Genomic DNA, 26017 nt, shown 5'->3' on the forward strand with positions numbered 1-26017 from the left:
ATGGACTTGCTCAACAATCTCGCGCTCGGCTTTTCGACCGCCTCGACGCCGGCCAATCTCGGCTTCTGCCTGATCGGCGTCCTGCTCGGCACGCTGATCGGCGTCCTGCCCGGCATCGGCGCCACCGCAACCATCGCCATGCTGTTGCCGATCACCTTCCAGATCGGCGACCCGGTTTCTTCCCTAATCATGCTTGCCGGCATCTACTACGGCGCCCAGTATGGCGGCTCGACCACCGCCATTCTCATCAACATGCCCGGTGAATCCTCGTCGGCCGTCACCGCCATCGACGGCTATCAGATGGCCCGCCAGGGCCGCGCCGGGGCGGCATTGGCGATCGCCGCGATCGGCTCGTTCTTCGCCGGCACGGTGTCGACCTTCCTCGTCGCCGTCTTTGCCCCGCCGTTGACGGCGATAGCCCTGCAGTTCGGCGCGGCGGAGTATTTTTCGTTGATGATCGTCGGCCTCGTCTCGTCCATCGCGCTCGCCCATGGCTCGATCGTCAAGGCGCTGGCGATGGTCGTGCTCGGCCTGCTGCTTGGCATCGTCGGCACCGACATCTACACCGGCGCGCCGCGCTTCACCCTTGGCATCCGCGAATATGCCGACGGACTGAATTTCGTCGCCGTGGCGGTCGGCGTCTTCGGCGTCGCCGAGATCCTGCGCAACCTTGAAAACGAGCATGAGCGCTCGGTGCTGATCAGCAAGGTCTCCGGTCTGATGCCGACCCGCGACGACTTCAAGCGTATGGCAGCACCCATCGTGCGCGGAACCATCATCGGTTCGGCGCTCGGCATTCTGCCCGGCGGTGGTGCGGTGCTTGCGGCCTTTGCCTCCTATTCGGTCGAGAAACGCGTGTCGAAAACCCCGCAGGAATTCGGCAAGGGCGCCATCGCCGGCGTCGCCGGACCGGAATCGGCCAACAATGCCGGCGCCCAGACCTCCTTCATCCCGATGCTGACGCTGGGCATTCCGGCCAATCCTGTCATGGCGCTGATGATCGGCGCCATGATCATCCAGGGCATCGTGCCCGGCCCCAATGTCGCCACCGAGCAGCCGGCGCTGTTCTGGGGCATCATCGCATCGATGTGGATCGGCAATCTGATGCTGATCATCCTCAACCTGCCGCTGATCGGCCTTTGGGTGAAGCTGCTGACGATCCCCTATTACGTGCTCTTCCCGATCATCATGGCGTTCTGCTCGATCGGCGTTTACAGCGTCAACACCAATGCTTTCGATCTCTATGCCGTCGCCTTCTTCGGCCTGCTCGGCTATGTCCTCACCAAGCTGCGCTGCGAACCGGCACCCCTGCTGCTCGGCTTCGTGCTCGGCCCGCTGCTCGAGGAAAACCTGCGCCGCGCCATGATCCTGTCGCGCGGCGACGCCTCAACCTTCCTGACGCGGCCGATCAGCGCCGGCCTGCTGCTGGTGGCGCTGGCCGTGCTCGTCATCGTCTTCCTGCCCTCGGTCAAGAAGAAGCGCGAAGAGGTGTTCGTGGAGGAGAGTTGAAGCCCGGGCCAGTCAGCCTTGGCTCTGAACCTCGTCCACCGGATCGAGCGGAGCGATCGGCACCAAGGGCGCCGGAATGCTGGTCGTCTTCTCCTCAGCCTTGCAGATATCGGCGATGACGCAGGCCGGGCAATCCGGCTTGCGCGCCTTGCAGACATAGCGCCCATGCAGGATCAGCCAGTGATGCGCATGGCGCATATATTCGTCCGGGATGATTTTCAGCAGCCCTTGCTCGACCTGTTCGGGCGTCTTGCCGGGCGCCAGGCCAAGCCGGTTGCCAATCCGGAAAATATGCGTGTCGACCGCCATCGTATGCTGGCCGAAGGCCATGTTGAGCACGACATTGGCGGTCTTGCGCCCGACGCCTGGCAGCTTGACCAGCTGGTCGCGGTTGTCGGGCACTTCCCCGCCGTGGTCGCGGATCAGCGCTTCCGACAGCGCGATGACGTTCTTGGCCTTGTTGCGCCACAGACCGATGGTCCTGATATAGTCGCCGACCTTGGCCTCGCCCAGCGCCAGCATCTTCCGCGGCGTGTCGGCGGCTTTGAACAAGGCCCTTGTCGCTTTGTTGACGCCGGCATCGGTCGCCTGCGCCGAAAGCACCACCGCCACCAAGAGCGTAAACGCGTTGACATGTTCGAGCTCACCCTTCGGCTCCGGCCGCTGGACGGAAAACCGGCGGAAGATCTCGTGCACTTCCGCCGGACCGTAGCGCGACGTCCGCCGCACCGGCCGTGGGCGCGGCTTGGCATTGGAACCATCGCGCCGTCCTGGCGGCAATTCTTTTTCGGGCATGGAAGAATCTTTGGACTTGGGGCTCGCCATTTCCCTCCTATAATATCCTGTCATGAGCGACACAAACGCCTCGTTCCAGGCCGACGAGCCCTTCTTTCACGCATTGCTGACCCCACACCGGTCGCTTGGCAGGACAGGCTTCCTGGTCCTGATGGGCGCTTTGTCGTTCGGCTGGCTGGCGACCGGCGCGTTCTTCCTGTCGCGCGGCGCCTGGCCGGTATTCGGCTTCTTCGGTCTCGACGTGGTCGCCGTCTACATCGCCTTCCGCGTCAACTACCGCGCCGCCCGCGCCCGCGAGGAGGTATCGGTCTCGCGTACCACCCTCGACATCCGCAAGACGGCCCCTTCGGGAAAATCGGAAGCCCACCGCTTCAACCCGTTCTGGGCCCGGTTTTCGGTCGCCCGTCACGCCGAGATCGGCATCACCAAAATGACGGTTGAAGGCCAAGGCCAGAACGTGCCGATCGGCGGCTTTCTCGACCCCGAGTCCCGCGAGAGCTTTGCGACAGCCTTTTCGCGCGCGCTGGCGACCGCCAAGGCGCGCTAAACGGCTCTTTGTTTTGACGCAATTCCCTAGGGAAAGCGCTACGCGCTTTTCCCGGGAAAACCGTTCACACTTTTCCTGGAATTGCTCTAGAACCGATAGCGCAGAAGCCTGCCGACCTTGCGCAGCGCCGGAATGTGTTTCCAAAGGCGAACGAAGAGTTTGGCGGGCCAGCCCATGCGGGCGGCGTGTTCGGGCATGTAGGCGGAAATATCCTCGACGAACCGCAGTTTCGGAACCGCCAGCTCCAGCTCGTGCGGATCATCGATCGCCCAGTGAACCTCGGCGCCAGTCGCCTTGATGGTGGGATTGAGACGAAGCAGCGTCAGGCCGAAACGGCTGTAGGCGTCGAACATCAGCTCGCCGCCGGCAAGATGCGAGACAAGCCGCGAAACCAGGCGCAGCCCCTCATCGGCGGGAAGATAGGGCGTCAGCCCTTCCGCCACCACGATGGCCGGGCGGTTGCGGGGCACTTCGGCCAGCCAGCCGGGCTCGGTCACCGACGAAGCGATGAGATGATGACGGTCGCGTGACGGGTAAAGTCTTCGCCTGAGTTCGATGACCTGGGGATAGTCGACATCGAACCAGTCCACGCCTGGTGGCGGATCGACACGGAAGATGCGCGTATCGAGCCCGCAGCCCAGATGCAGCACGATGGCGCCGGGATTTCTGGCCAGAAAATCCTCTACACGAACGTCCAGTGTCTTGGCCCGGATCGCCAGGCCGATGCCGAGATTCTCGTCGACCTTGAGCCTGGAGAAGTCATAGTCGATCTTGCGCACCGCCTCGTCGGCGAAATGATCCCCAAGCAGCGAATGGGGCAACCGGCTCTCCAGCGCCTTGCCGTACAGCGTCATCAGCAAGGTTTCCTTTGCCCCGGTCAGATGCACTTTCTCGCCAGCCATGAGCGACTCCTGGCAGGAGCATGATCCCGAAAAGTGGATACCGGTTTTCGGAAAACATCATGCTCGAACACAAAGAGAGAGCCCCATCCCGACCCATCGGGATGGAACAGGCTCTCGAAACCCCGAGTCTATCTGGGTATGCGCGGCAAGAAGGCAAGTTTCGGGTGGCGATCGCCGCCCCAAGGGGCGATATTCCTGGCCAAGGAGACAGTTCGATGACCACACAGACAGCCGTCCTCAAAAAGGACATCACGCCGCAAGGCAGCGACTACGAGATCGTGCGCCGCGCCATCGAGAAGATCAGCCTCGACTATCGCGATCAGCCTTCGCTCGAGGAGCTTGCCGAGGAAGTCGGCGAGACGCCAACCGGCCTGCAAAAACTCTTCACCCGCTGGGCCGGCCTGTCGCCCAAAGCCTTCCTGCAGGCGGTGACGCTCGACCACGCCCGCCGGTTGCTCGATTCCGGCATGCCGCTGCTCGAAACCTCGTTCGAACTGGGCATGTCCGGCCCTGGCCGCCTGCATGACCTGTTCGTCACCCATGAGGCAATGTCGCCGGGCGACTACAAGACGCGCGGCGCCGGCCTCACCATCCGCTACGGCTACCATCCCTCGCCCTTCGGCACCGCCCTGATCATGGCCACCGACCGCGGGCTTGCCGGCCTCGCCTTCAGCGACCCCGGCGAGGAGCGCGCCGCCTTCGCCGACATGTCCAGCCGCTGGCCGAACGCCATCTATGTCGAGGACCTGGCCGCGACCGGTCCTTACGCCGCGCGCATCTTCGACCCGACGCTGTGGCGCCCCAACCAGCCGCTGCATGTCGTCATGATCGGCACCGACTTCCAGGTTCGCGTCTGGGAGGCGCTGCTGCAGATCCCGATGGGCAAGGCTCGCACCTATTCCTCGATCGCCGCCAGCATCGGCGCGCCAAGCGCCAGCCGCGCGGTCGGCGCCGCCAATGGCGCCAACCCGCTCTCCTTCGTGGTGCCTTGCCATCGCGCCATCGGCAAGTCCGGCGACCTCACCGGCTACCACTGGGGCCTGACCCGCAAGCGCGCCATCCTTGGCTGGGAGGCAGGTCAAGTGTCATCATAAATATCGTTTTTCCAGTTTTCGGCGAAGAAATTTACAGATCTTGGAAAGCGGAAAGTATTACTTGGGCTCTATCGGAAATTCACGATACAACCGGGGACAACCTTCGGTTTTTATAAGATGTTATTTCCGCGAATTATTTTAGTTTACGCTAAATTAACCACGATAAAGCGATCATGACTCCTGTTAATTCGGGCGATCCGACTTAATAGGAGGTCTCGATGAAGTTGTTTCGCACCGCCTTCGGTGCAACCTTGCTGGTCGCGTGTCTGGGCCAGCCTGCATTGGCTGCGACGCAAAATGTCATTTTCAATGGCACGATCACCCCGACCTGCACGCTTGTCATTGCCACCAACGGCACGATGACGGTCAGTCCCGACCTCCAGACACTCAGTTCCCACAACAGCGGCGGCTCTGCCGGAACCGTCACGCTGACGACGACAGGCGGCGTGTCGGTGAGCGTCGATCCGGTTACCGCCACGACGGTGCCGTCGGCCGACACGACATCGACCACCTGGACACCAACCTACTCTTCCGCCGGTGCGCACTCCATCGTCGAGACCGGTTCCGCGACCGCCATCAGCACACCCGGCGCCGACCTCGTTTCGGTCCATCTCGCCGGCACGAAGGGCGGCAGCAACCGCTTCGCCAACGGCAACTATCAGGCAACGGTAACGCTGCGCTGCGAGTAGCGCCCGGGAAGGAGGCATCCTTGAAATTTTTTGGACCCCTGGCGACGGCGCTGGCCGTCGGCCTGATCCCCGCTGCCGCTGCGGCCCAGTCGATGTCGCCGATGCGCGGCGAGGTCAACAGTTTCACCGACGTCTTCGCGGTTCGTGTCTTCCCGGCCAATCCATACGACCAGAAGATCAAGATCGAAATCCACGTCTACGATCAGGATTTTCAGCCGGTGGACGCCAGGATATCACCGGCTGCCTTCCAGCTCGGTGCCCAGGCTTCCCGTCCGGTCCTTGTGGTCGTGCCCTTCGGCGGCGCTGCCGAGCGTAAAGTGCGTATCTGTACCGAAAGCATCCCCTTCCCCAACCAGCAGACGCAGATAAGGGCGCAGATATGCGGAAAGTTTTTTGGGCACCGCAAGTCCTGACGCTGGCACTCGCGGCTGCTGTGGCAGGCACCGCTCCAACCCAGGCCCAGGACCAGATCTACAATCTCAACCAGAACGAGAACGGCTTCAATTTGCCCGGCGTCACCTTGCCCCAGGGCCAGGACGAGGTCCATGCCTCGGACGGCACCACTTGCCGTTCCGCCGTTTCCGGTTCCGGTGCCTATGTCGATCTCGGCGTGATCAGAGGCAACAACCAGACGGACAATGGCGTCGCGACCTATGGCCGGGTGGTGATCCCGATCGGGCGCACACCGAAACGCCTCGATTGCAGCCGCCTCTACGAACTGGAAGTCCAGCGCCTGCAACTGGAGCTGAAACTGCTCAAAATGGGCCTCGGCGGCGACGGCCCGACGGGAAGCGTGGCCACCAGCGCTCCCGCCACCGCGGCCGCGTCACCTGGATGGGCCAACGAAGGCTGGACCATCAGGACCGGAAACAGCGATGGCAAGAAAAAGAAAAAGAAATAGTCGCGCGCTGCTTACGATGGCAGCCCTTGCCGGCTTCTGCCTTCCCGCGCAAGCTGTGATCATCGGCACCTGCACAATCATGGTCGGGGCATCGGGGACGATGACCGCAAATCCGGCCATCAGCATACTGAGCTCCAAACAGGCAGGCGGATCGAGCGCCAGCGCCACCGTGGTGGCGAGCTCCCTATTGTGCTCCATCCTCAACTTGCTCGACTGCTATTCGGTTTCGGCGCCGGCGCCTGCCGCATTCTCGTCCGCGCCGAGCGGCGGCGGCACCAACGTCACTTTCGCCTCTGTCTTCCGGCTCGATGGCTCGGGGGTCGACATCAACGGAAGCGTGCCGCAAAGGGTCACCAACGGTACCCACGCCCTGCAGGTCGATCTCACCGCCACCAAGTCGAGCGGCATCTTTCCCGCCGGCAGCTATCAGGGCACCGTCACCGTGCGCTGCGAGTGAGGCGACAAATCGCTTTTTGACATCCACATGGTCTGGCAACTCATCGCATGACGCGCTAGCTTCCCCGCACCGGGGTGACGGCGCATAGATACGGATGCACCGGCGCACCTCGCCATCTCGATCCACATTGTGGATCTCGATCCACATCGTGCTTTCCGAAAGTCGATCCTGATTTCCGGCCAGCGCTGGCAGGGAGGCACTTTCTTGATAGTCGTCATCGGCTCGATCAATCTCGACCTTATCGCCAAAGTTGACCGCTTGCCGAGCCCCGGCGAAACGGTGAGCGGTTCCGGTTTCGCCACGGCGCCCGGCGGCAAGGGCGCCAACCAGGCGCTTGCCGCCGCGCGCGCCGGTGTCCCGGTGCGCATGGTCGGCGCCGTCGGCAAGGACAGTTTCGCCGGCGAGGCGCTGGCATTGCTGCGCGAGGCCATGGTCGACCTGTCGGGCGTGGGCGAAACCTTTGCCTCGACCGGAACGGCACTGATCATGGTCGGTGCCGATGGCGAGAACATCATCGCCGTGGTTCCCGGCGCCAATGCTTCCGTGGTGCCCGGCGACCTCTCCAAGGCCTTCCTGAAAAAGGGCGATGTCGTGCTGCTCCAGCACGAGATCCCGCTGGCGACCGTCGATGCGGCACTCGAACAGGCACGGGCCGCCGGCGCCATCACCGTGCTCAACACCGCTCCTTTCCAGGGCGACGCGGCGGCTTTCCTCGGCAAGGCCGATTATGCCGTCGCCAACGAGACCGAGTTCGACCTCTATGGCGAGGCGCTGGCGCTGAACGGCCGCGACCGTGCGGCACGCATGCGCGACTTTGCCGCGAAAACCGGCCGCACCATCGTCGTCACCCTCGGCGGCGATGGCGTCATGGCGGCGACGCCGAGCGATTTCCTCACCGTTGCGGCCATGAAGATCACGCCTGTCGACACAGTCGCCGCCGGCGACACCTTCTGCGGCTACTTCGCTGCCGGCCTGTCGTCCGGCCTTGCGCTCGACAAGGCGCTGGCGCGAGCCGGTGCGGCGGGCTCGCTCGCATGTCTCAAGCCCGGCGCCCAGCCGTCGATCCCGCTGGCCAGGGATGTCGATCAAGCCTTGCAGGACGTCAGCTGAAATGATGCGCCCTGAGACGAAACACGCTGTGCCGCCGGCCGGCGATATCTGCCGCCTGTCCGCTATCGAGCTTGCCGGCGCCATCCGTCGCAAGAAACTGTCCGTACGCGAGGTGGTGACGGCCTTCCTCGACCGCATCGAAGCGGTTAGCCCGCAGGTCAACGCCATCGTCTCGTTGCGCGATCGCGGCGATATCCTGCGCGAGGCCGATGCAGCCGATGCCAGGCAGGCGAGCGAAACCGGGACACTCTTCGGCCTGCCGATCGCCATCAAGGACCTCGCCTCGACGACTGGCCTCAGAACCTCCTTCGGCTCGCCGATCTTCGCCGATTTCGTGCCGCAGGAAGACGATTTCTTCGTCGAGCGCATCCGCAACGCCGGCGCCATCATCATCGGCAAGACCAATGTCCCCGAATTCGGGCTCGGCTCCAACACCTACAACAATGTCTTCGGGCCGACGCTGAACGCCTTCGATCCCGCGCTCACCGCCGGCGGCTCGAGCGGCGGCGCGGCGGTGGCGCTGGCGCTCGACATGGTGCCCGTCGCCGATGGCAGCGACTTCGGCGGCTCGCTGCGCAATCCGGCAGGCTGGAACAATGTCTACGGTTTCCGGCCGTCGCAAGGGCTTGTTCCCGCCGGACCCGATCTTGAGGTCTTCCACGCGCAGATGGGTGTCGAAGGCCCGATGGGCCGCAACGTCGCCGACATGGCGCTGCTGCTCGACGTGCAGGCGGGCTACCATCCGCAGGCGCCCCTGTCTTATGAGAAACCGGGTTCGTTCCTCGAAGGGCTTGCACCGCCCTCGACGGGCGGCCGCGTCGCCTGGTTCGGCGACCTCGGCGGCCATCTGCCGATCGAGGCGGGCATTCTCGATCTGTGCGAGGCGGCTCTCGGCCGGTTCGCGGATGCATCCTTCCCAGCGGAGCCCTTGCTGCCGGATTTCGACTTCGAGGCGCTCTGGCAGGCCTTCGTGACGCTGCGCCAGGCCAGCAGCGGTTGCGCCCTCAAGGTCCACTATGACGATCCATCCAGACGAGGCTTGCTGAAGCCGGAAGCCATATGGGAAATCGAGAACGCCATGCGGCTGACGGCGCCGCAGATCCGCGCGGCCTCGGTCGTGCGCACCTCCTGGCATCGGATGCTGCTGTCGATCTTCGACCGATTCGACCTCATCGCCCTGCCCACCGCGCAGGTCTTCCCCTTCGACGTCGGCATGCACTGGCCCAGTGAGGTCGCGGGACGGCCGATGGACAGCTATCACCGCTGGATGCAGGTTTCAGCCTTCGCCACGCTTGGCGGCTGCCCGGCGGTCAACGTGCCGGTCGGCTTCGACGACAAGGGTCGGCCAATGGGCATGCAGCTGATAGGCCGGCCGCGTGGCGATCTCGCTGTGCTGAGGGCGGCGGCCGCCTATGAGGCGACACTGCCTTGGCCTGCCGGCGCCTGACGCGCATACGACGGCGAGGTGCTTCTCGGACGTCTTGCGTGGAGGCTGCGGCCATGCATTGATTGTCCCAGTCGCGCCGCGTCGGCGGCACTCCGAGGGAAAAATCCATGTCGCTGGAACTCTACGCCGCCTATGTTCTCGCCTGCATCGTCATCATCCTGGTGCCGGGACCGACGGTCACGCTGATCATCGCCAACAGCATCCGCCATGGAACCCGCGCCGGTCTGGCCAACGTCGCCGGCACGCAGGCCGGGCTTGCCATCATGATCGCCATTGTCGGCATCGGCCTCAACACGCTGATCGCGGGCATGGGCCACTGGTTCGAATGGGTCAGGCTGATCGGCGCCGCCTACCTGATCTGGATGGGCGTGCAGATGTTCCGCTCCAAGGGCACGCTGAACGCCGACGGAACGGCGAGAAAACCGCGCGGCGGCTTCTTCCTGCAAGGCCTGCTGGTGGCGCTGAGCAATCCCAAGACGCTGGTGTTCTTCGGCGCCTTCTTTCCGCAGTTCATCGCGCCGCAAGGCAACTACTCGCTGCAGATCATCGTCATGGGCCTGACCGCCATGATCTTCGCCGCCATGTCGGATTCGACCTACGCACTCGCCGCCGGCCGCGCCGGGCGCCTGCTGTCGGCCAGCCGCATCAAGCTCATGTCCAGGATCAGCGGCAGTTTTCTGGTCGGCGGCGGCCTGTGGCTGGCGTTTTCGAGGTCGAAGTAGAAACTCCCTTCCCTCGCCCCGATCACGGGGGACGGGCGAGACAGGCGGCTCGCCCCGGTATGGTGGTCGCGAACTGATCGGGTGAGGGCAGCGCGGGTAAAATATCAACGTCTGCGCCGCCCCTGATCCCCCTGCCGGGGCCTTCTCCCCGTGAACGGGGAGAAGGGAGCTTTTTTAAAGCCGCCCCAGCCGCTCGACCAGCAGCGCGAAGAAGCCGTCATGGTCGATGTCGCGCATCACCATGGCGTTCTTTTCCCGCTTGGTGACGCCCCACCAGTCGATCACGGTCATGCCCATGGTCAGTTCCGAGGCGGTCTCCACGCTGACGTTGCAGTTACGGCCCTTGAACAGCTCCGGCTTCAGGAGGTAGGCGATGACGCAGGGGTCGTGCAGCGGGCCGCCATCGGTGCCGTATTTGCCCTCGTCGTAACGCTCGAAGAATTCCAGCATCTCGGCGGTCGCGATGCCGACCTTGGTGCCGAGCGCGCGGAAAGCCTGGATGCGCTTGGTGGTGGTCAGCGCCTTGTGGGTGACGTCGAGCGGCATCATCACGATCGGGATGCCGGACTTGAACACCAGATCGGCGGCCTGCGGATCGACATAGATGTTGAATTCGGCCGCGGGCGTGACGTTGCCGCCCTCGAAGAAGCCGCCGCCCATCAGCACGATTTCCTTGATGCGCGGCGCGATCCGCGGTTCGCGGATCAGCGCCAGGGCGATGTTGGTCAACGGCCCCAGCGGGCAGAGCGTGATGGTGCCGCTCTCTTCCTTCATCAGCGTCTCGACGATGAAATCGACGGCATACTGCTCCTGCAATTTCATCGTCGGTTCGGGCAATTGCGGGCCGTTGAGGCCGGTTTTGCCATGCACTTCCTCGGCGGTGACCAGTGTGCGCGCCAAAGGACGGATGGCGCCGGCATAGACCTTGACCTCCGGGCGGCCGGCCAGTTCGCAGATCTTGCGGGCATTCTTCTCGGTAAGCTTCAGCGGCACGTTGCCGGCAACGGCTGATATGCCGACGATCTCCAGTTCGCTGCTGCCGAGCGCCAAGAGAATGGCGACGGCATCGTCCTGGCCGGGATCGGTGTCGATGATGATCTTGCGGGATTGGGGCATTTCAATTCCTTGTTTGGGAGGCCGTGAGCTCACCGGATCGATCGCACGCCTGAAGGACGACCGCAGCGCTTCTCTTTGCATCCGCGCGTCGTTTCAAGCGCCATGTCGATTATTCCTGTGAGTCCAAGGCTTGGTCTTTTTGGGCGGGTCTTGTGATGGCTTGAACTTGGTCGCGGGGCGGACCATATCAAGGCCATCGGGAAAAATGCCATCCGGGTTTTTCCAGTTTATGTCGCTCTTGAGAGGACAGTGTAACATGAGCCGAATGACGCCTTTCTCCAGCCCGCTTCTCCTTGGTTTCGACGCCATGGAAAAGACCTTGGAGCGTCTGGCGAAGTCCGGTGACAGCTACCCTCCCTACAACATCGAGCGCCTCAGCGGTGCCGACGGCAAGGCCGAAAGGCTGCGCATAACGCTCGCCGTCGCCGGTTTCGCCGAAAGCGATCTCGATGTGACAACGGAGGAAAACCAGCTGGTCGTGCGCGGCCGTCAGACCGACGACACCGAGCGCGAATTCCTTCATCGCGGCATAGCCGCGCGCCAGTTCCAGCGCTGTTTCGTGCTGGCCGACGGCATGCGCGTGATCGCGGCAGAGCTGAAGAACGGCCTTTTGTCGATCGACCTCGATCGCCCGGAGTCCGAACGGCTGGTACGGAAAATAAATATATCGGTGAAAGACTGATCTTCACCGATGGCTCTCATGCGGGATGGCCTTGAGCGGCGTCCTCGCGCCAAGGAGGCTTGAAATGACCAGAACTGACGAGAATATCACCATGACCAGCGGTGAATTCGCCCATCTCGGCGAAGGCTCGGTCGCTTATCTGCGCAAGGTCTCAAGCGATGAATTGCTCGGCCGCTTCCCCAACATCGGCGAAATTGCGCCCGGCCTGGAACTATGGGCGCTGTTTGCCGCCAATGGCCAGCCGATCCTGCTTTCCGACGCGCGTGACCGCGCACTGGCCGGCGCCATGGAAAACGACCTGACCACCGTCGCCATCCACTAAGAGCGACCGGTTGGCTGAAACGAAAAGGGCCGCTCGCGGCGGCCCTTGGCAGCCTTTTTCAAAATCCAGATTCAGGCGGCGTGCGAGGCCTGCGTGTCAGACAACAGCGCGTGGATCGCCGCGGCATCGCGCGTCCCCCTGATCTTGGCCACCGTGTCGGCGTCGCGCAGCACGCGTGCGATGCGCGACAAGGCCTTCAGATGATCGGCGCCCGCCCCTTCCGGCGCCAGCAGCAGAAACACCAGATCGACAGGCTGGTCGTCCAGCGACTCAAAATCGACTGGCGTTTCCAGCCGGGCGAAAACACCGGCGATGCGCTTCACGCCGGCGAGCTTGCCGTGCGGAATGGCGATGCCATTGCCGACGCCCGTCGAGCCCAGCCGCTCACGCTGCAGGATGGTGTCGAACACTTCCCTCTCCGGAATACCCGAAATCGCCGCCGCCCGTTCGGAAAGCAATTGCAGAAGCTGCTTCTTGGAGTTCGCCTTCAACGCCGGCAAAATCGCCGGAACGCTGATAAGATCGCTCAGATCCATGCTTGAAAATCCCTTGTTCGCCTGCCGTGGCCAGTCCCCACCCCTCGTGCGGCTGGCTTTTATCCCTGTGCGACCTTGGTCGTGGACGGGTCGATCCAGCCAATGTTTCCGTCGGGCCGGCGATAGACGATATTGAGATGATCGGTTCCGGCGTTGCGGAAAACGAACACCGGACTGTCCTTGGTATCGAGCTCGATGACCGCGGAGGCCACAGACATGGTCTTCAGCGTCATGGTTGATTCGGCGACGATGGCCGGCGCGAAATCCTCCGGGATCTCCTCGTCGTCATCGGCGAGCGGCGCCATCACCGTATAGGCGATGTCGGTCAGTTCGCCATTGGCGTTGCCCGAATTGTGCGATTTGAGACGGCGCTTGTAGCGCCGAAGCCGGGTCTCCAGCCGATCGGCCGCGGCCTCGAAGGCCAGCGTCGGATCCTGGGCATCGCCCGTGGCCTGCAGCGAGGCGCCGGAATCCAGCCGGATCATGCAATCCGCCGAATAGCGCGAGCCCGATTTGATGACGGTGACGTGCCCCGCAAAGCCGCGATCGAAATATTTGCCGATCGCTTCGCCGACACGATCGTTGATGCGTGTGCGGAACGCATCGCCGATATCCATGTGTTTTCCCGATATGCGCAGATTCATCTGAAAACTGACCTTCCTTGCTCAGGCTTCAAACTGGCCCGAGTTTATACTCGTGATCCGTGCGCACAAGCTTTGCGGCGTCACTCGCGCCGATTTAAATCCGAACTTTCCGGTTGATCACAAGCCGCCTTTTTGACCGTCCCGAGGCCATTGTCGTGACGGACCATCCGCTAGCGGGCATCGGGCCCGTCTCATGCGGGCGGGCTTCTAGCCACTTCCCCGCGGCTTGTCAATGAAGCTCGAAAGCTGTGGAAAATCGTAGGCGCCTAACGCCCGGCGCTGGCGAGCGCCCGCTTCTCGCGCCGGCGCTGCACCGACGACGGAATATTCATGCCTTCCCGATACTTGGCGACCGTGCGCCGGGCAATATCGACGCCGCTCTCCTTGAGCATGTCGACGATCGCGTCATCCGAAAGGACATCGACGGGTTTCTCCTCGTCGATCATCTGCTTGATGCGGTCACGCACCGCTTCCGAGGAATGCGCGTCGCCGCCGCCCGATGCGGCGATCGAGGCGGTGAAGAAATAGCGCAGTTCGAACACGCCGCGCGGGGTCAGCATGTATTTGTTGGCGGTGACGCGGCTGACGGTCGATTCGTGCATGCCGATGGCGTCGGCCACCGTGCGCAAATTGAGCGGCTTCAGCTGGCGCACGCCGTGGACCAGGAACGCATCCTGCTGGCGCACGATTTCCGAGGCCACTTTGAGGATGGTCTTTGCCCGCTGGTCGAGGCTGCGCGTCAGCCAGTTGGCGTTCTGCAGGCATTCGGCCAGGAAATCCTTTTCCGCCTGGTTCTTCGCATGCGGCGACACCTGGGCGAAATAGATATGGTCGACCAGCACGCGCGGCAGCGTTTCGGCGTTGAGTTCGACGGTCCAGCTGCCGTCATTGGCGGCGCGCACCTCGACATCGGCGACGATGGCGTCGCTGGCGCCACCCGAAAACGCCATGCCCGGGCGCGGATCGAGTGCCCGGATTTCGGCCAGCATGTCGAGCAGATCCTCCTCGTCGACGCCGCAGATCCGCTTCAGCGTCTGGAAATCACGCCGCGCCAAAAGCTCGAGATTGGCGACCAGAGCCTTCATCGCCGGGTCGAGACGGTCGCGCGCCGCAAGCTGCAGCGAAACACATTCGGCAAGGTCGCGGGCGAACAGGCCGGTCGGTTCGAAAGTCTGGCACACCGCCAGCACCTTGGCCACGCTCGCCGCATCGGTGCCCAGACGCATGGCGATCTCCTCGAGATCGGCCCTGACATAGCCGGTCTCGTCGAGGCCATCGGCGAGTTCGCCTGCGATCAGCCGCGCCGCGGGATCGACGAAGGCGAGGGCGATCTGCTCGCCGACATGGTCGCGCAAGGTGATGGCGCTCGCCGCCATATCGCCGGCGTCGAGCCCCTCGGATGAAGCGCCGCCGCCATTGCCGGAAGCCGATTTCCATTGCGCCGTCAGGTCGGGTCCGAGCCGCTCGCTGGTGCCGGGATCGTCAGGAAACAGGTTCTCCAGCGACGTATCGAGTTTTTCCGAGATCGCCTCGGCGCTCCACCCAGCCTCGTTCTCGAACCAGTCGCCCTCGGCGGCCGCTTGCGGCTCGGCCTCGATCTTCTGCATCTGGTCGCTCGCGGCGTCATCCTGCGGCTCGGCGCGCTCCAGAAGCGGGTTGCGCTCGATCTCCTCGTCGATGAAGTGCTCAAGCTCGACATGGGTGAACTGCAGCAGCCGAATCGACTGCATCAGCTGCGGCGTCATCACCAGCGACTGGGACTGTCTGAGCTGTAGTTTCGCCGCCAACGCCATGGTTCGGTTTCAAACGCCTCCTCTACGCGTCCGCGCCTCCCGAAATGAATTCGGCAGCCGGCCATAGAAACTGGCCCGGCTTTTGCTTGTCAAGGCAAAGCCTAGCAAAAGCCGCTTACCGGAGCGTTATCTCGGAGCAAAATCGCGAAAAATCAGCCCGCGACACGCAAAAAATCGTGTCAGGAAACAAATTTCACGCCTAAGGCAAATCTCCGGAAACGATGGTCCGCCCGGAATTGCATGAGAAAAAGGTCAGAGCGTAAAGCCCTCGCCGAGGTAAAGCCGCCGCACATCCGGGTTCGCCACCACCTCGTCGGCACGGCCATGGGTCAGCACCTGGCCGGCATGGATGATGTAGGCACGGTCGATCAACCCGAGCGTCTCGCGCACATTGTGGTCGGTGATGAGGACGCCGATGCCGCGCGCCGTCAAATGGCGCACCAGCTGCTGGATATCGGCGACGGCGATCGGATCGATGCCGGCAAAGGGCTCGTCGAGCAGCATGTAGGCCGGGCGTGTCGCCAGCGCGCGTGCGATTTCCAGGCGCCGCCGCTCGCCGCCGGAGAGCGACATGGATGGCGCCTTGCGCAGATGGCTGATGTGGAATTCCTCGAGCAGTTCGTCGAGATTGCGCTCGCGCACCTTGCGGTCCTTTTCGACCACTTCGAGCACCGCGCGGATATTCTGCTCGACGTTGAGGCCTCGGAAGATCGACGCCTCCTGCGGCAGATAGCCGATGCCGAGGCGGGCGCGACGATACATCGGCATCGAGGTGACGTCGAAGCCGTCGATCTCGATCGTGCCTTCATCCACCGGCACGAGGCCGGTGACCATGTAGAAACAGGTCGTCTTGCCGGCGCCGTTGGGGCCGAGCAGCCCGACGGCCTCGCCGGCGCGCACGCCGAGCGTGACCCCGCTGACCACCTTGCGGCCCTTGTAGCTCTTGGTCAGGCCCTTGGCGATCAAGGTTCCCTTGAACTTCGCCTTGTCGACGGTGATCGTGGCCGGAGCCGAAACCTTGGCTGCGGCGCGTCCCGGAAGACGCGCCGTCAGCGATGACAGGCTGGCCATCAGGGGTTCGTCGCTCCCGCCTTTGGCGCATCCGATTTCGGCGGCGTCATCGACATGATGACACGTCCCCCGCAACCGTCGACGTTGGCTAGGCCAGTCTTCATTTGCACGGTCAGCTTGCAGCCCTTGAGCACGTTGGGGCCTTGCGACAGCACCACTTCCTTGCCGGACAGGACCAGCACCTGCGTCTTCATGTCGAAGGTGCCATTGTCGCCCGTCGCAACCTGATCATCCGACTTGATGTAGACCTTGCTGCTGACTTCGAGGTGATCGATGTTGGCGGAGCCGGTCATTGCGGCACCCGCCGCTTCGGTGCCCTTGGCGGCCGCGTTGGGATCCTTGACATAATAGACCGTCATCTTGCCGGCCTTGAGCAGGGTTGGCCCCTGGACGACGGTGACGTTGCCGGTGAACACGGCGACGTTCTCGGCCTGCCGCACCTCCAGCTTGTCGCTTTCGATCTGGATTGGCTTGTCGCCGGACAATTTGAGCCCGGACTGGCTGCTGGCACCCGACTGCGCCAGCGACGGCACAAGGCCCAGCAGAAGCAGCGCCGAAGTTGCGGCCGCAAGCCGTGTCGAACTATTGTGCCACATTCGATTCTTCGCCCTTTGCCTCAGCCGCCTTCACGCTGGCGGGGTCGATGTTGACGCGCACCCTCTTCTCGAACACCAGGATCTTGCCATTGTCCTGGACCGACAGGGAATCCGCTGTGATCTGCGACCCGCCACTGCTGACGTCGACGGGGTCGTCCGTCTTCATAGTGCCTTTGCCCATGTCGAGGAAGACCGATTTGAACTTGGCTTGCATGCCGTCTGTCGTGGTGATCATGACGTCGCTGGTCATTTTCATCGTATTGCCGTCGCGATCGTAGATACCGTGCGAGGCTTTGATGGCAGCGACATTGTCCGGCCCGACCGGCACCTTGGCGTCTATGCCTTCGAGCTCGATGATGCCTTGCGTATTGACATCCTGGATCGCCCGCAGGGCTGTCATCGAATAGGGCTGCTTCTGCTTGGTGAAACCGTTGAGCTTGGGATTGGCCATCACCAGCTTGCCATTGGAAAAGGCCGCACCTTCCGACTGCACCGCGACCGAGACGGGGGCGGCCAGATAGGAATAGATCGGGAAGGCGACGGCGATCAGCGCCGCGGCCAGGGGCACGGCAAATTTGAGCACGCGCACGCGGCGCGAATGACGCTGGGCGCGGTCGAACGCGTCGCCCCGCGTCCAGCCATCCGCCGGGGGAGCCAACGCCGTCTCGGGGCTGGTCGATTCATTCGATCGCGCTAACATGACTGCTTTCTTCTAGACCCTGCCCGCCAAGGAACACCGCCTATAGGTGGGGGGCCGGCACTCTCAAGCAAGCACAAGCCCACGAAAACCGCAAAAATGTGACAACTGTAGTTGTACAAACGAAAACGAGGTCGGCACAACAGCCGGTACTTCATAGCAGAAATGGGCGCGCCTGCGCCTTTTTTCATCACCGCTGCTCCTCCCCTTTACCTCGCGCCCCTTGCACAGGCCAGTCACAAAAAGGACAGTGTTGGAGTCACCGCGGGCGGATTGCCGCGCCATAGGCAAGACGGAACTGCTTCCCGATGAAGACATCATGGTCTAAAAGCGTCTCTTCCCGCCGACTGTGAGGCTGACCATGGCATTGAGAGCCGACGACCTGATCGACCGCCGCCGTTTGCGGCGCAAGCTGACATTCTGGCGTGTTGCGGCCATCGGCATCGTCGCCCTCGGAGTGATCGCGCTGTCGGCCTGGTTCTATCGCGACGATCTCGGCGGCTCGGCTGTCGACCATATCGCCAAGGTCAGGATCGAAGGCACGATCACCGAGGACGAGGAACTGATCAAGCGTCTGGAAGACATCCGCAAGTCGTCGAAGGTGAAGGGCGTGATCCTGGCGATCGATTCACCCGGCGGCACCACCGTCGGCGGTGAATCGATCTACGAGGAAGTGCGCAAGGTGGCAGCCGACAAGCCGGTTGTGGCCGAAGTCGGCACGCTCGCCGCATCGGCGGGCTATATGATCGCAAGCGCGGCCGACCACATTGTCGCCCGCAAGACCTCGATCGTCGGTTCGATCGGCGTGCTGATCCAGTATCCCGACGTCAGCGGCCTGATGGACAAGCTCGGCATCAAGCTGGAGGAAGTGAAATCCTCGCCGCTCAAGGCTTCGCCCTCTCCTTTCAAGCCGACCAATGACGACGAGCGCGCCATGGTCCGCAAGCTCATCCTCGACAGCTACGACTGGTTTGTCGGCATCGTCGCCGAACGCCGCAAGATGACCCACGAACAGGCGCTGGCGCTTGCCGACGGATCGATCTTCACCGGCCGCCAGGGTGTCGCCAACGGGCTGATCGACGCCGTCGGCGGCGAAACCGAGGCGATCGACTGGCTGGCGACCAAGGGCGTTGACGCCAAGCTCAAGGTGGTCGAATGGAAGGACACGGAGCGGCGCGGCAGCTTCCTGTGGTCAAAAGCCATGGTGAAAACGCTCGGCAGCGCACTCGGCCTGCCGGACTACAGCAGTGATGTCATCCACGAACTTGGCGCCGACCGCTTGTTTCTTGACGGCCTCGTTTCTGTCTGGCACCCTTGAGCGCCGTTTGGAACAGCTGAAAAAGCCAATAAAATCATCCTCATAATTTTGACCGAACTGCTTTCACGGGGACCCGTCTGATGATCAAGTCCGAACTTGTGCAGATTATTGCCACGCGCAATCCGCATCTTTTCCTGCGCGACGTCGAAAACATCGTCGGCGCGATCTTCGACGAGATCACCGACGCTCTCGCTGAAGGCAACCGGGTCGAGTTGCGCGGATTCGGTGCCTTTTCGGTGAAAAACCGCCCCGCCCGCACCGGCCGCAACCCGCGCACAGGCGAATCCGTCGAGGTCGAGGAGAAGTGGGTGCCGTTCTTCAAGACCGGCAAGGAACTGCGCGAAAGGCTGAACGGCGGCAAGTAGGCGCGGCTACAGCGCCAGCTGCCGACGGAAAACACAATGCTCAATCGTTTCATGCTCATCGTGGTCTTCGTGCCCCTGGCGATCATTCTGATCGCGCTGGCCGTCGCCAACCGCGAACTCGTCGCCTTCACGCTGGACCCGTTCAATCCCGGCAATCCGAAGCTGACGCTCACCTTGCCGCTGTTCATTTTCCTGTTCCTGGCGCTTGCCATCGGCATGATCGTCGGCAGCCTGGCGACCTGGGTCAAGCAGGGCCGCTACCGCAAACTGGCGCGCCAGCGCGGCGTCGAGGCGGAAAACCTGCGCCAGGCGGTCAGCCGCGCGCCATCAGTGCCGCAAGGATCAACCCAGGGATCGGCCCAAGGATCGGCATTGCCAAAGCCGACCAATTAAGCCGTCCCCCGGTGCCTTTCGTTCCACGGAGCCTTTCATGCTGACCATTTCGGCCGCCGAGGTCGATCATGCACTGACCTTTCCTGGACTGGTCGAGACCTTGCGCACGGCATTCCGCGAGGGTGCGGTGCAGCCGGTCAGGCATCATCACGCGGTCGAACGACCCGATGGTGCGGCCTCGACCTTGCTGCTGATGCCGGCATGGACCGATTTCAACGCCGCCGGCACGTCTTCCGGTGGCCATATCGGCGTCAAGATCGTCACCGTCTCGCCCGACAACAACGCCATCGGCAAGCCCGCCGTAATGGGGCTCTATCTGCTGCTCGATGGCGCAACCGGCGAACCGGAAGCCCTGATCGACGGCCAGCGGCTGACGCAGTGGCGCACCGCCTGCGCCTCGGCACTGGCGGCGTCCTACCTTGCCCGCGATGACGCCTCGCGGCTGCTTGTGGTCGGCGCGGGCGCCCTGTCGCCGTTCCTGGCCAAGGCGCATTCGGCCGTGCGGCCGATCAAAACCATCCGCATCTGGAACCGCACCCCGGCAAACGCCGAGAAGGTCGCGGCCGATTTGCGCGCCGACGGCTTTGCGGCCAGTGCCGCGACCGACTTCGATGCCGAACTTGGCGAGGCCGATATCGTTTCCTCGGCGACGATCACCACCACGCCGCTGATCAAGGGCGCTCTGTTGCGGCCAGGCACCCATGTCGACCTGGTCGGCGGCTTCACCCCGACGATGCGTGAAAGTGATGACGATGCCATCGCCCGCGCCCGCGTCTATGTCGACACCCGCTCCGGCGCCACCAAGGAAGCCGGCGACATCGTCCAGCCGCTGGCCTCCGGCGTGCTGAAGCCGGACGCCATCGTCGCCGATTTGCACGAACTGGCGCGCGGCCAGGGCGAAGGTCGCCGAAGCGCTGATGAGATCACGCTGTTCAAGTCGGTCGGCGCGGCACTCGAGGACCTCGCCGCCGGCATTGCCGTTTATAACGCGCTGAAGGCCTAGCTCACTGCGCCCTGCGTTTCGGCACCCATTGCCTCCCCGATCAGACGAAAATCGTGATCGGTGATTTCGAACAGGCCGAAGCGCAGCTGATATCCCCAATTCGACTTGCCGGCGGTGAAGTCCAGCCGTTCGAGCAACGGCTTGATCGGCGCTTCTTCAGCCGTCGCCCATTCGACATCGCGCCGGAACGGCGTGAAGCCGCCGCCCATTTCGCCTTGATAGGGTTCGCCGTCCCGCACCGTGCCGATTGCCGTGAACGCCTGCAGGCCGTCTTTTTCGCGCAAGATTGTGGTCGGCGAATAGTAGACGATGCCGTCGCCGGGTTTGACGCGACGCAGCGGCGCCGCCTTGCCGTGGTTGACCTGCATGAAACCGTCCTTGCGGCCGCGCCGGACATGTTCGGCCGACGCCACGGCGATCCAATAGGCGCTCATTTTTGTTCTCCATCGGCCTGTTGTCCGTCGGACAGCCAGTAGACGCGCAGGCGGTGGTTGTCGGGATCGAGCGCAACGAAAGTGCGGCCGAAATCCAGGTCGGTCGGCGTCTGCAGGATCTTCAAACCGCGCCTTGACCAGTCGGCATGGGTAGCGTCGACCGCGTCCGGCGTCTCCAGCGCAAACACGATCTCGCCGCCGCCACCGGACGCAGCCGCCGCCGGCTCGACCGTATGGCGCGACCAGAGGCCGAGCTTGAAGCCGTTGTCGAGCACGAACAGCACGAAGGTCGGCGCGCTTTCGACCGGCTCGCGACCCAGCAGCGCGCTGTAGAAGGCGCCGCTCTTGAGCGGCTGGTCGACATAGAGGATGACGAAATTCGGGGTGGCCATATCTGTTCTCCAAGCTGTTTCGACGTTTCGACTTGGCTGATATAGAATAGGCTACTGTCAGATTTTGGCAGTAGCCTTCATGGGCCGCGTGGCTTGTCGAGCGTCGCCCGCCACTCCTTGAGCAGCGCCTGGCGGCGACGCGGATAGCGCGCATCGATGGCGTCGAGGCCGGATATGCGATCGGTGCGAAAATGCCGGAAATCCTGCCGCATCTCGCACCACGCCACCACCACCCGCACCTTGTCGAAGAAGCCGAGCGCGAACGGCCAGACCACACGTTGCGAAGCAGCACCCCCGGCATCGCGATAAAGAAAGCCGAGTTTGCGCTCGTTGCGGATGGCTTGCCGCACGACGCCGAGGTCTATGCCTTCAATCGCCGTCATCGGCGGCCCGACCAGCAGGGTCGAGGCATCGAGATCCTCGCGCAGATCGTCCGGCAGCACGGCCGCGATCTTGGCAAGCGCATTGGCGGCAGCGACTGAGAGACGCTGGTCCGGCTGCTTGGCAACCCAGCGCGAACCGAGCACAATGGCTTCGATCTCCTCGTCGGTGAACATCAGCGGCGGCAGCATGAAGCCGGGTTTCAGCACATAGCCCAGCCCTGCCTCGCCCTCGATCGGCGCGCCCTGCCCCTGCAGCGTGGCAATGTCGCGGTAGAGCGTGCGGATCGAGACCCCGAGCTCATCGGCCAGCACCCGTCCGCTCACCGGCCGGCGGTGCCTGCGCAGGCACTGTATGAGGTCGAGCAGGCGTTCGGAGCGGGACATGCGGCAGATTTGCCTGTTTCTTTGACATTGGTCCATCGCTGGCCGACATGAACAGCAGCGGTGGCTGTGGCAGACTTGGTTGCACCGCCGCTGTCCTCATGCCAAAAGCGGCACGCCGCTCGGAGATGCTCCCGCTTGAAGTCTTTTCGCGACAAACGCCGCGACAACCGCCCGACCGCGAAAAGCGGAACCGGAGAGGTGCGTCCGCACGAGACGCGTGGTCGGCCAGACCCCAGGCCGCGCGAACCGCGTGACGCGAAACCGGACAGCCAGTCCGCACCGAATTCAGCCCCGCGCATCCTTGCCCGCCGTGACGGCGCCCTGCCCGCCGAGCAGCTTCCGCTGATTCTAGAAGTGGCGCCGAATGCCGATTATGCGCTGCTCGACAGCGGCGCCGGCCAGAAACTCGAACAATACGGCCCCTATCGCATCGTGCGGCCCGAGGGCCAGGCGATCTGGCAGAAGGCCTTGCCGGCGAGGGACTGGGAGCGTGCCGACGCCATCTTCACCGGCGACACCGACGAAGAGGGCATCGGCCGCTGGCGTTTCCCGAAGATGCCGCTCGGCGAGACCTGGCCGATGAAGCATGACGGCATCGATTATCTCGGCCGTTTCACCTCGTTTCGCCATGTCGGCGTCTTTCCCGAGCAGGCCTCGCACTGGGACCACATGGCCGGGCTGATCGCAGCCGCCAAACGGCCGGTCAAAGTATTGAATCTGTTCGGCTATACCGGTCTCGCCTCGCTGGTGGCGGCCCGCGCCGGCGCCGAGGTCACCCATGTCGACGCCTCGAAGAAGGCGATCGGTTGGGCTCGCGAGAACCAGGAGATGGCCGGGCTGGGCAGCAAGCCGATCCGCTGGATCGTCGACGATGCGGTGAAATTCGCCGAGCGCGAGGAACGCCGCGGCAGCCGCTACGACATCATCCTGTTCGACCCGCCGGCCTATGGCCGCGGCCCCAAGGGCGAGGTCTGGCAATTGTTCGAGGATTTGCCTGCCCTGACCGATCTCTGCCGCGCGATCCTGACGCCGAAGCCGCTTGCCGTGGTGTTGACCGCCTATTCGATCCGCGCCTCCTTCTTCGCCATCCACGCGTTGATGCGCGACACCTTCGCCGGCATGGGCGGCAGGGTTGAATCGGGTGAGCTGATCATCCGCGAAAAGTCCGCCGGCAGGGCGCTTTCGACCTCATTGTTTTCGCGTTGGGTGGCCTGAATGAACGAACGGCATGTGGGCGCACCAGGCCAGGTGAAGGAAGTCACCAGCCTCGCCAATCCGCTGATCAAGGACATCAAGGCACTCGCTCTGAAGAAATTCCGCGACCAGCAGAACGCCTTCATGGCGGAGGGGCTGAAGCTGGTCATCGATGCGCTCGACCTGGGCTGGCAGATCAGGACGCTTGTGTTCGCCAAGGCCGGGCGCGGCAACCCTGCGGTGGAAAAGGTCGCGGCGCGCACGGTTGCCGCCGGCGGCACGGTGCTCGAAGTGTCGGAAAAGGTGCTTGTCGCCATCACCCGCCGCGACAATCCGCAAATGGTGGTCGGCGTTTTTTCGCAGAGATTCCTCGCCCTCAGGGATATCCGCGCCGACAATGGCGATGTCTGGGTGGCGCTCGATCGGGTGCGCGACCCCGGCAATCTCGGCACCGTCATCCGCACCGTCGATGCCGTCGGCGCCAAGGGTGTCATCCTGGTCGGCGACACGACGGATCCATTTTCCGTGGAGACGGTGCGGGCCACCATGGGTTCGATCTTCGCCGTGCCGGTGGCGAAGGCAACGGCCGAGGCCTTCCTTGCCTGGCGCGGCGGCTTTTCTGGCCTTGTCGCCGGCACGCATCTGAAAGGTGCGGTCGACTATCGCTCGGTCGATTTTTCCCGTGGGCCCGTGCTGCTGATGATGGGCAATGAGCAACAGGGACTGCCCGAAAGCCTGGCGGCGAGTTGCGACCGTCTGCTCAGGATCCCGCAAGCGGGCCGCGCAGATTCGCTCAATCTCGCCGTCGCCACGGGCATCATGCTGTTCGAGATCCGGCGCGGCGCGCTGAAGCTCGAGCCAATCGCCGACCAGCAATGAAGGTTGCCCGCCCGTGAGATCATGGTCCCCCTACGCGCTGCTCGTCGTCGCGGCCATCGCGCTCGATCAGTGGATCAAGCATCTGGTCGAGACCGGCCTGCCATTCCAGGAAAAGCTCGATCTGGTGCCCTTCCTGGCGCTGTTTCGCACCTACAACACCGGCATCGCCTTCTCGATGTTCTCCTCCTTCGGCGATACCGGCCTGGTGGTCATCGCCGTTCTGGTCGTGGCTTTCGTGCTCTACCTCGCCACCCGCACGCCATCGGGCCATGTCGTCGCCCGCACCGGCTTTGCCCTGATCATCGGCGGCGCGCTGGGCAATCTGATCGATCGCGCCGTCTACGGCCACGTCATCGACTACATCCTGTTCCACACGCCGGTCTGGTCCTTTGCCGTCTTCAACCTCGCCGACGCCTTCATTTCCGTGGGCGCGGCACTGGTCGTCTTCGACGAACTCATCGGCTGGCGCCGCGAGCCTTCGAACACCAAGCCTTCCAAAGATTGACCCGACGCGGCCATCGCCGCACAATCCAGGACGCCAAGCAAGCGCGCGGAGAAAAAGATGTCCGAAACATTCAAAGCCATCCTCGTCTCGCGCGACGCCGACAAGAAACAGTCGGTCGCCATGACGGACCTCACCGAGGCCGACCTGATGGAGGGTGACGTCACCGTCGCGGTCGAGGCGACGACGGTGAACTACAAGGATGGGCTGGCCATTACCGGCAAGGCGCCGGTGATCCGCCGCTGGCCGCTGGTTCCGGGCATCGACTTCGCCGGCACGGTCATCTCGTCCTCCAATCCCGACTGGCGCAAGGGAGACAAGGTCATCCTGAATGGCTGGGGTGTCGGTGAAACGCATTTCGGCGCCTATGCCGGGCGCGCCCGAGTCAAGGGCGATTGGTTGGTGCCGCTGCCGGAAGGCATCAGCGCTCATGACGCGATGGCGGTCGGCACCGCCGGCTATACCGCCATGCTCTGCGTCATGGCGCTGGAGCGGCACGGCATCCTGTCCGATCGCGGCCCGGTGGTGGTGACAGGTGCCGCCGGCGGCGTCGGTTCGGTCGCGGTCTCCATCCTGTCCAGCCTGGGTTACCACGTCATTGCGTCGACCGGACGCAATGCCGAAAGCCCCTATCTGATCGATCTCGGCGCCGCCGAGGTGATCTCGCGCGACGAGCTCAGCCAGCCCGCCAAGCCGCTGGCCAAGGAACGCTGGGCCGGCGGCATCGATTCGGTCGGCAGCCACACGCTGGCCAATGTGCTGTCGATGACTTCCTATGGCGGCGCCGTCGCGGCTTGCGGCCTGGCCGGCGGCATGGACCTGCCGTCGAGCGTCGCCCCCTTCATCCTGCGCGGCGTCTCGCTGCTCGGCATCGATTCGGTGATGGCGCCGAAGGCCGTGCGCCTCGAGGCCTGGCGGCGCATCGGCGCCGATCTCGACCTGCAAAAGCTCGCCAGCCTGTCCACGACCATCGGCTTCGACAACATCATGGATGCCGCGCGCGACATCGTCGACGGCAAGATCCGCGGTCGCGTCGTCGTCGACATGTAAGCCCGCCTCGCGGGCTCCAGCCAGCGGACGGATCGCCTAATCCGGTGGCGAATCCGCTGCTGTCGGGACAAAAACGCCTATCCACTAAAA

General features: G+C 63.6%; 32 protein-coding genes. 20 read left to right on the forward strand and 12 right to left on the reverse strand.

From position 1 onward, the window contains the following. A complete protein-coding gene (locus D3242_RS17020; protein WP_038649644.1) occupies positions 1–1509 on the forward strand; it encodes a tripartite tricarboxylate transporter permease in 1509 nt (502 codons plus the stop codon). A 12-nt stretch (positions 1510–1521) separates the two neighbouring features. On the opposite strand, the gene nth is transcribed toward D3242_RS17020, so the two are convergent. Further along, a complete protein-coding gene (nth, locus tag D3242_RS17025) occupies positions 1522–2334 on the reverse strand; it encodes an endonuclease III (RefSeq protein ID WP_064980875.1) in 813 nt (270 codons plus the stop codon). A gap of 22 nt (positions 2335–2356) precedes the next feature. Here nth and D3242_RS17030 point away from each other — a divergent pair, with 22 nt between their 5' ends. After that, a complete protein-coding gene (locus tag D3242_RS17030; protein ID WP_064980876.1) occupies positions 2357–2851 on the forward strand; it encodes a DUF2244 domain-containing protein in 495 nt (164 codons plus the stop codon). A gap of 86 nt (positions 2852–2937) precedes the next feature. Here D3242_RS17030 and D3242_RS17035 read toward each other — a convergent pair whose 3' ends face one another. Further along, entirely contained in the window at positions 2938–3753 is an 816-nt protein-coding gene (locus D3242_RS17035; protein WP_064980877.1) for a class I SAM-dependent methyltransferase, read from the reverse strand. 215 nt (positions 3754–3968) lie between these two features. Here D3242_RS17035 and D3242_RS17040 point away from each other — a divergent pair, with 215 nt between their 5' ends. The 8 genes from D3242_RS17040 to D3242_RS17075 all read left to right on the forward strand — a co-directional run bounded on the left by D3242_RS17040 (position 3969) and on the right by D3242_RS17075 (position 10173). Then, positions 3969–4847 carry a methylated-DNA--[protein]-cysteine S-methyltransferase gene (locus D3242_RS17040; protein WP_064980878.1) on the forward strand — a complete coding sequence of 293 codons (879 nt, stop codon included), beginning with the start codon at positions 3969–3971 and terminating at the stop codon, positions 4845–4847. Positions 4848–5065: 218 nt separating this feature from the next. Beyond that, positions 5066–5536, forward strand: coding sequence for a hypothetical protein (locus tag D3242_RS17045; RefSeq protein ID WP_038649659.1), 471 nt, complete (start codon positions 5066–5068; stop codon positions 5534–5536). Positions 5537–5556: 20 nt separating this feature from the next. Beyond that, positions 5557–5949, forward strand: coding sequence for a hypothetical protein (locus D3242_RS17050; RefSeq protein ID WP_019861186.1), 393 nt, complete (start codon positions 5557–5559; stop codon positions 5947–5949). Beyond that, positions 5916–6437 (forward strand): hypothetical protein, encoded by a 522-nt coding sequence (locus D3242_RS17055; RefSeq protein WP_064980880.1) that lies wholly within the window; start codon positions 5916–5918, stop codon positions 6435–6437. Before D3242_RS17050 ends, D3242_RS17055 begins: the two co-directional genes overlap by 34 nt. Further along, positions 6412–6894, forward strand: a complete 483-nt coding sequence (locus D3242_RS17060; RefSeq protein ID WP_064980881.1) for a hypothetical protein — start codon at positions 6412–6414, stop codon at positions 6892–6894. Before D3242_RS17055 ends, D3242_RS17060 begins: the two co-directional genes overlap by 26 nt. Positions 6895–7098: 204 nt before the next feature. Beyond that, positions 7099–8004, forward strand: a complete 906-nt coding sequence (locus D3242_RS17065; protein WP_027047399.1) for a ribokinase — start codon at positions 7099–7101, stop codon at positions 8002–8004. Position 8005: 1 nt separating this feature from the next. Continuing rightward, positions 8006–9451, forward strand: coding sequence for an amidase (locus D3242_RS17070; protein ID WP_064980883.1), 1446 nt, complete (start codon positions 8006–8008; stop codon positions 9449–9451). 107 nt (positions 9452–9558) lie between these two features. After that, positions 9559–10173 (forward strand): LysE family translocator, encoded by a 615-nt coding sequence (locus tag D3242_RS17075; protein WP_019861191.1) that lies wholly within the window; start codon positions 9559–9561, stop codon positions 10171–10173. Between the two features lie 174 nt (positions 10174–10347). Here the strand turns inward: D3242_RS17075 and D3242_RS17080 are convergent, their stop codons facing one another. Next, a complete protein-coding gene (locus tag D3242_RS17080) occupies positions 10348–11289 on the reverse strand; it encodes a nucleoside hydrolase (protein WP_019861192.1) in 942 nt (313 codons plus the stop codon). A gap of 256 nt (positions 11290–11545) precedes the next feature. Here D3242_RS17080 and D3242_RS17085 point away from each other — a divergent pair, with 256 nt between their 5' ends. Next, entirely contained in the window at positions 11546–11971 is a 426-nt protein-coding gene (locus D3242_RS17085) for an Hsp20 family protein (RefSeq protein WP_013893014.1), read from the forward strand. 64 nt (positions 11972–12035) lie between these two features. Next, positions 12036–12293 carry a BQ00720 family protein gene (locus D3242_RS17090; protein WP_032920755.1) on the forward strand — a complete coding sequence of 86 codons (258 nt, stop codon included), beginning with the start codon at positions 12036–12038 and terminating at the stop codon, positions 12291–12293. Positions 12294–12364: 71 nt separating this feature from the next. Here D3242_RS17090 and ptsN read toward each other — a convergent pair whose 3' ends face one another. From ptsN to lptC, 6 genes are all read right to left on the reverse strand, one after another. Next, positions 12365–12829, reverse strand: a complete 465-nt coding sequence (gene ptsN, locus D3242_RS17095) for a PTS IIA-like nitrogen regulatory protein PtsN (RefSeq protein WP_019861194.1) — start codon at positions 12827–12829, stop codon at positions 12365–12367. 59 nt (positions 12830–12888) lie between these two features. Further along, entirely contained in the window at positions 12889–13473 is a 585-nt protein-coding gene (hpf, locus tag D3242_RS17100; RefSeq protein ID WP_019861195.1) for a ribosome hibernation-promoting factor, HPF/YfiA family, read from the reverse strand. 266 nt (positions 13474–13739) lie between these two features. Then, entirely contained in the window at positions 13740–15266 is a 1527-nt protein-coding gene (rpoN, locus tag D3242_RS17105) for an RNA polymerase factor sigma-54 (RefSeq protein WP_064980885.1), read from the reverse strand. 252 nt (positions 15267–15518) lie between these two features. Then, positions 15519–16337, reverse strand: a complete 819-nt coding sequence (gene lptB, locus D3242_RS17110; protein ID WP_019861197.1) for an LPS export ABC transporter ATP-binding protein — start codon at positions 16335–16337, stop codon at positions 15519–15521. Next, positions 16337–16933 carry an LptA/OstA family protein gene (locus D3242_RS17115; protein ID WP_019861198.1) on the reverse strand — a complete coding sequence of 199 codons (597 nt, stop codon included), beginning with the start codon at positions 16931–16933 and terminating at the stop codon, positions 16337–16339. The genes lptB and D3242_RS17115 overlap by 1 nt, the downstream gene beginning before the upstream one ends. After that, the gene (lptC, locus tag D3242_RS17120; protein WP_019861199.1) at positions 16920–17633 is read right to left on the reverse strand and encodes an LPS export ABC transporter periplasmic protein LptC; all 714 of its coding nucleotides are present in this window, start codon (positions 17631–17633) and stop codon (positions 16920–16922) included. Before lptC ends, D3242_RS17115 begins: the two co-directional genes overlap by 14 nt. A gap of 358 nt (positions 17634–17991) precedes the next feature. Here lptC and sppA point away from each other — a divergent pair, with 358 nt between their 5' ends. The 4 genes from sppA (at position 17992) to lhpI (ending at position 20709) form a co-directional block, all read left to right on the forward strand. Then, positions 17992–18948, forward strand: a complete 957-nt coding sequence (gene sppA / locus D3242_RS17125; RefSeq protein WP_038653367.1) for a signal peptide peptidase SppA — start codon at positions 17992–17994, stop codon at positions 18946–18948. Positions 18949–19028: 80 nt separating this feature from the next. Then, complete coding sequence (locus tag D3242_RS17130) at positions 19029–19313, forward strand: integration host factor subunit beta (protein ID WP_006200394.1); 285 nt, start codon at positions 19029–19031, stop codon at positions 19311–19313. A 36-nt stretch (positions 19314–19349) separates the two neighbouring features. Further along, on the forward strand, positions 19350–19706 hold the full coding sequence (locus tag D3242_RS17135) for a DUF1049 domain-containing protein (protein WP_019861201.1): 357 nt from the start codon (positions 19350–19352) through the stop codon (positions 19704–19706). Between the two features lie 37 nt (positions 19707–19743). After that, the gene (gene lhpI, locus D3242_RS17140; RefSeq protein ID WP_064980886.1) at positions 19744–20709 is read left to right on the forward strand and encodes a bifunctional Delta(1)-pyrroline-2-carboxylate/Delta(1)-piperideine-2-carboxylate reductase; all 966 of its coding nucleotides are present in this window, start codon (positions 19744–19746) and stop codon (positions 20707–20709) included. Here lhpI and D3242_RS17145 read toward each other — a convergent pair. From D3242_RS17145 to D3242_RS17155, 3 genes are all read right to left on the reverse strand, one after another. Continuing rightward, a complete protein-coding gene (locus D3242_RS17145; protein ID WP_064980887.1) occupies positions 20706–21143 on the reverse strand; it encodes an EVE domain-containing protein in 438 nt (145 codons plus the stop codon). The genes lhpI and D3242_RS17145 overlap by 4 nt on opposite strands. Further along, the gene (locus D3242_RS17150; RefSeq protein ID WP_064980888.1) at positions 21140–21535 is read right to left on the reverse strand and encodes a VOC family protein; all 396 of its coding nucleotides are present in this window, start codon (positions 21533–21535) and stop codon (positions 21140–21142) included. Before D3242_RS17150 ends, D3242_RS17145 begins: the two co-directional genes overlap by 4 nt. A 77-nt stretch (positions 21536–21612) precedes the next feature. After that, on the reverse strand, positions 21613–22302 hold the full coding sequence (locus D3242_RS17155; RefSeq protein WP_019861204.1) for a helix-turn-helix transcriptional regulator: 690 nt from the start codon (positions 22300–22302) through the stop codon (positions 21613–21615). A 135-nt stretch (positions 22303–22437) separates the two neighbouring features. Here D3242_RS17155 and D3242_RS17160 point away from each other — a divergent pair, with 135 nt between their 5' ends. The 4 genes from D3242_RS17160 to acuI are packed head-to-tail and all read left to right on the forward strand — an operon-like array spanning position 22438 to position 25927. After that, complete coding sequence (locus D3242_RS17160) at positions 22438–23517, forward strand: RsmD family RNA methyltransferase (protein WP_038649694.1); 1080 nt, start codon at positions 22438–22440, stop codon at positions 23515–23517. Beyond that, positions 23518–24375 carry a TrmH family RNA methyltransferase gene (locus tag D3242_RS17165; protein WP_064980889.1) on the forward strand — a complete coding sequence of 286 codons (858 nt, stop codon included), beginning with the start codon at positions 23518–23520 and terminating at the stop codon, positions 24373–24375. A gap of 13 nt (positions 24376–24388) precedes the next feature. Then, the gene (lspA, locus tag D3242_RS17170) at positions 24389–24880 is read left to right on the forward strand and encodes a signal peptidase II (protein WP_064980890.1); all 492 of its coding nucleotides are present in this window, start codon (positions 24389–24391) and stop codon (positions 24878–24880) included. A gap of 57 nt (positions 24881–24937) precedes the next feature. Next, positions 24938–25927: an acrylyl-CoA reductase (NADPH) gene (acuI, locus tag D3242_RS17175; protein ID WP_064980891.1), complete on the forward strand. Its 990-nt coding sequence runs from the start codon at positions 24938–24940 to the stop codon at positions 25925–25927. Positions 25928–26017: the final 90 nt, after the last annotated feature.

Source organism: Mesorhizobium jarvisii, from assembly GCF_003601985.1.
In the GTDB taxonomy this organism is placed as follows: Bacteria; Pseudomonadota; Alphaproteobacteria; order Rhizobiales; family Rhizobiaceae; genus Mesorhizobium; species Mesorhizobium jarvisii.

Coding starts and splice junctions, on each gene's coding strand:
- D3242_RS17020 (WP_038649644.1), top strand. CDS start 1: ATGGACTTGCTCAACAATCTCGCGCTCGGCTTTTCGACCGCCTCGACG.
- nth (WP_064980875.1), bottom strand. CDS start 2,334: ATGGCGAGCCCCAAGTCCAAAGATTCTTCCATGCCCGAAAAAGAATTG.
- D3242_RS17030 (WP_064980876.1), top strand. CDS start 2,357: ATGAGCGACACAAACGCCTCGTTCCAGGCCGACGAGCCCTTCTTTCAC.
- D3242_RS17035 (WP_064980877.1), bottom strand. CDS start 3,753: ATGGCTGGCGAGAAAGTGCATCTGACCGGGGCAAAGGAAACCTTGCTG.
- D3242_RS17040 (WP_064980878.1), top strand. CDS start 3,969: ATGACCACACAGACAGCCGTCCTCAAAAAGGACATCACGCCGCAAGGC.
- D3242_RS17045 (WP_038649659.1), top strand. CDS start 5,066: ATGAAGTTGTTTCGCACCGCCTTCGGTGCAACCTTGCTGGTCGCGTGT.
- D3242_RS17055 (WP_064980880.1), top strand. CDS start 5,916: ATGCGGAAAGTTTTTTGGGCACCGCAAGTCCTGACGCTGGCACTCGCG.
- D3242_RS17060 (WP_064980881.1), top strand. CDS start 6,412: ATGGCAAGAAAAAGAAAAAGAAATAGTCGCGCGCTGCTTACGATGGCA.
- D3242_RS17070 (WP_064980883.1), top strand. CDS start 8,006: ATGATGCGCCCTGAGACGAAACACGCTGTGCCGCCGGCCGGCGATATC.
- D3242_RS17075 (WP_019861191.1), top strand. CDS start 9,559: ATGTCGCTGGAACTCTACGCCGCCTATGTTCTCGCCTGCATCGTCATC.
- D3242_RS17080 (WP_019861192.1), bottom strand. CDS start 11,289: ATGCCCCAATCCCGCAAGATCATCATCGACACCGATCCCGGCCAGGAC.
- D3242_RS17085 (WP_013893014.1), top strand. CDS start 11,546: ATGAGCCGAATGACGCCTTTCTCCAGCCCGCTTCTCCTTGGTTTCGAC.
- D3242_RS17090 (WP_032920755.1), top strand. CDS start 12,036: ATGACCAGAACTGACGAGAATATCACCATGACCAGCGGTGAATTCGCC.
- ptsN (WP_019861194.1), bottom strand. CDS start 12,829: ATGGATCTGAGCGATCTTATCAGCGTTCCGGCGATTTTGCCGGCGTTG.
- hpf (WP_019861195.1), bottom strand. CDS start 13,473: ATGAATCTGCGCATATCGGGAAAACACATGGATATCGGCGATGCGTTC.
- rpoN (WP_064980885.1), bottom strand. CDS start 15,266: ATGGCGTTGGCGGCGAAACTACAGCTCAGACAGTCCCAGTCGCTGGTG.
- lptB (WP_019861197.1), bottom strand. CDS start 16,337: ATGGCCAGCCTGTCATCGCTGACGGCGCGTCTTCCGGGACGCGCCGCA.
- D3242_RS17115 (WP_019861198.1), bottom strand. CDS start 16,933: ATGTGGCACAATAGTTCGACACGGCTTGCGGCCGCAACTTCGGCGCTG.
- lptC (WP_019861199.1), bottom strand. CDS start 17,633: ATGTTAGCGCGATCGAATGAATCGACCAGCCCCGAGACGGCGTTGGCT.
- sppA (WP_038653367.1), top strand. CDS start 17,992: ATGGCATTGAGAGCCGACGACCTGATCGACCGCCGCCGTTTGCGGCGC.
- D3242_RS17130 (WP_006200394.1), top strand. CDS start 19,029: ATGATCAAGTCCGAACTTGTGCAGATTATTGCCACGCGCAATCCGCAT.
- D3242_RS17135 (WP_019861201.1), top strand. CDS start 19,350: ATGCTCAATCGTTTCATGCTCATCGTGGTCTTCGTGCCCCTGGCGATC.
- lhpI (WP_064980886.1), top strand. CDS start 19,744: ATGCTGACCATTTCGGCCGCCGAGGTCGATCATGCACTGACCTTTCCT.
- D3242_RS17145 (WP_064980887.1), bottom strand. CDS start 21,143: ATGAGCGCCTATTGGATCGCCGTGGCGTCGGCCGAACATGTCCGGCGC.
- D3242_RS17150 (WP_064980888.1), bottom strand. CDS start 21,535: ATGGCCACCCCGAATTTCGTCATCCTCTATGTCGACCAGCCGCTCAAG.
- D3242_RS17155 (WP_019861204.1), bottom strand. CDS start 22,302: ATGTCCCGCTCCGAACGCCTGCTCGACCTCATACAGTGCCTGCGCAGG.
- D3242_RS17165 (WP_064980889.1), top strand. CDS start 23,518: ATGAACGAACGGCATGTGGGCGCACCAGGCCAGGTGAAGGAAGTCACC.
- acuI (WP_064980891.1), top strand. CDS start 24,938: ATGTCCGAAACATTCAAAGCCATCCTCGTCTCGCGCGACGCCGACAAG.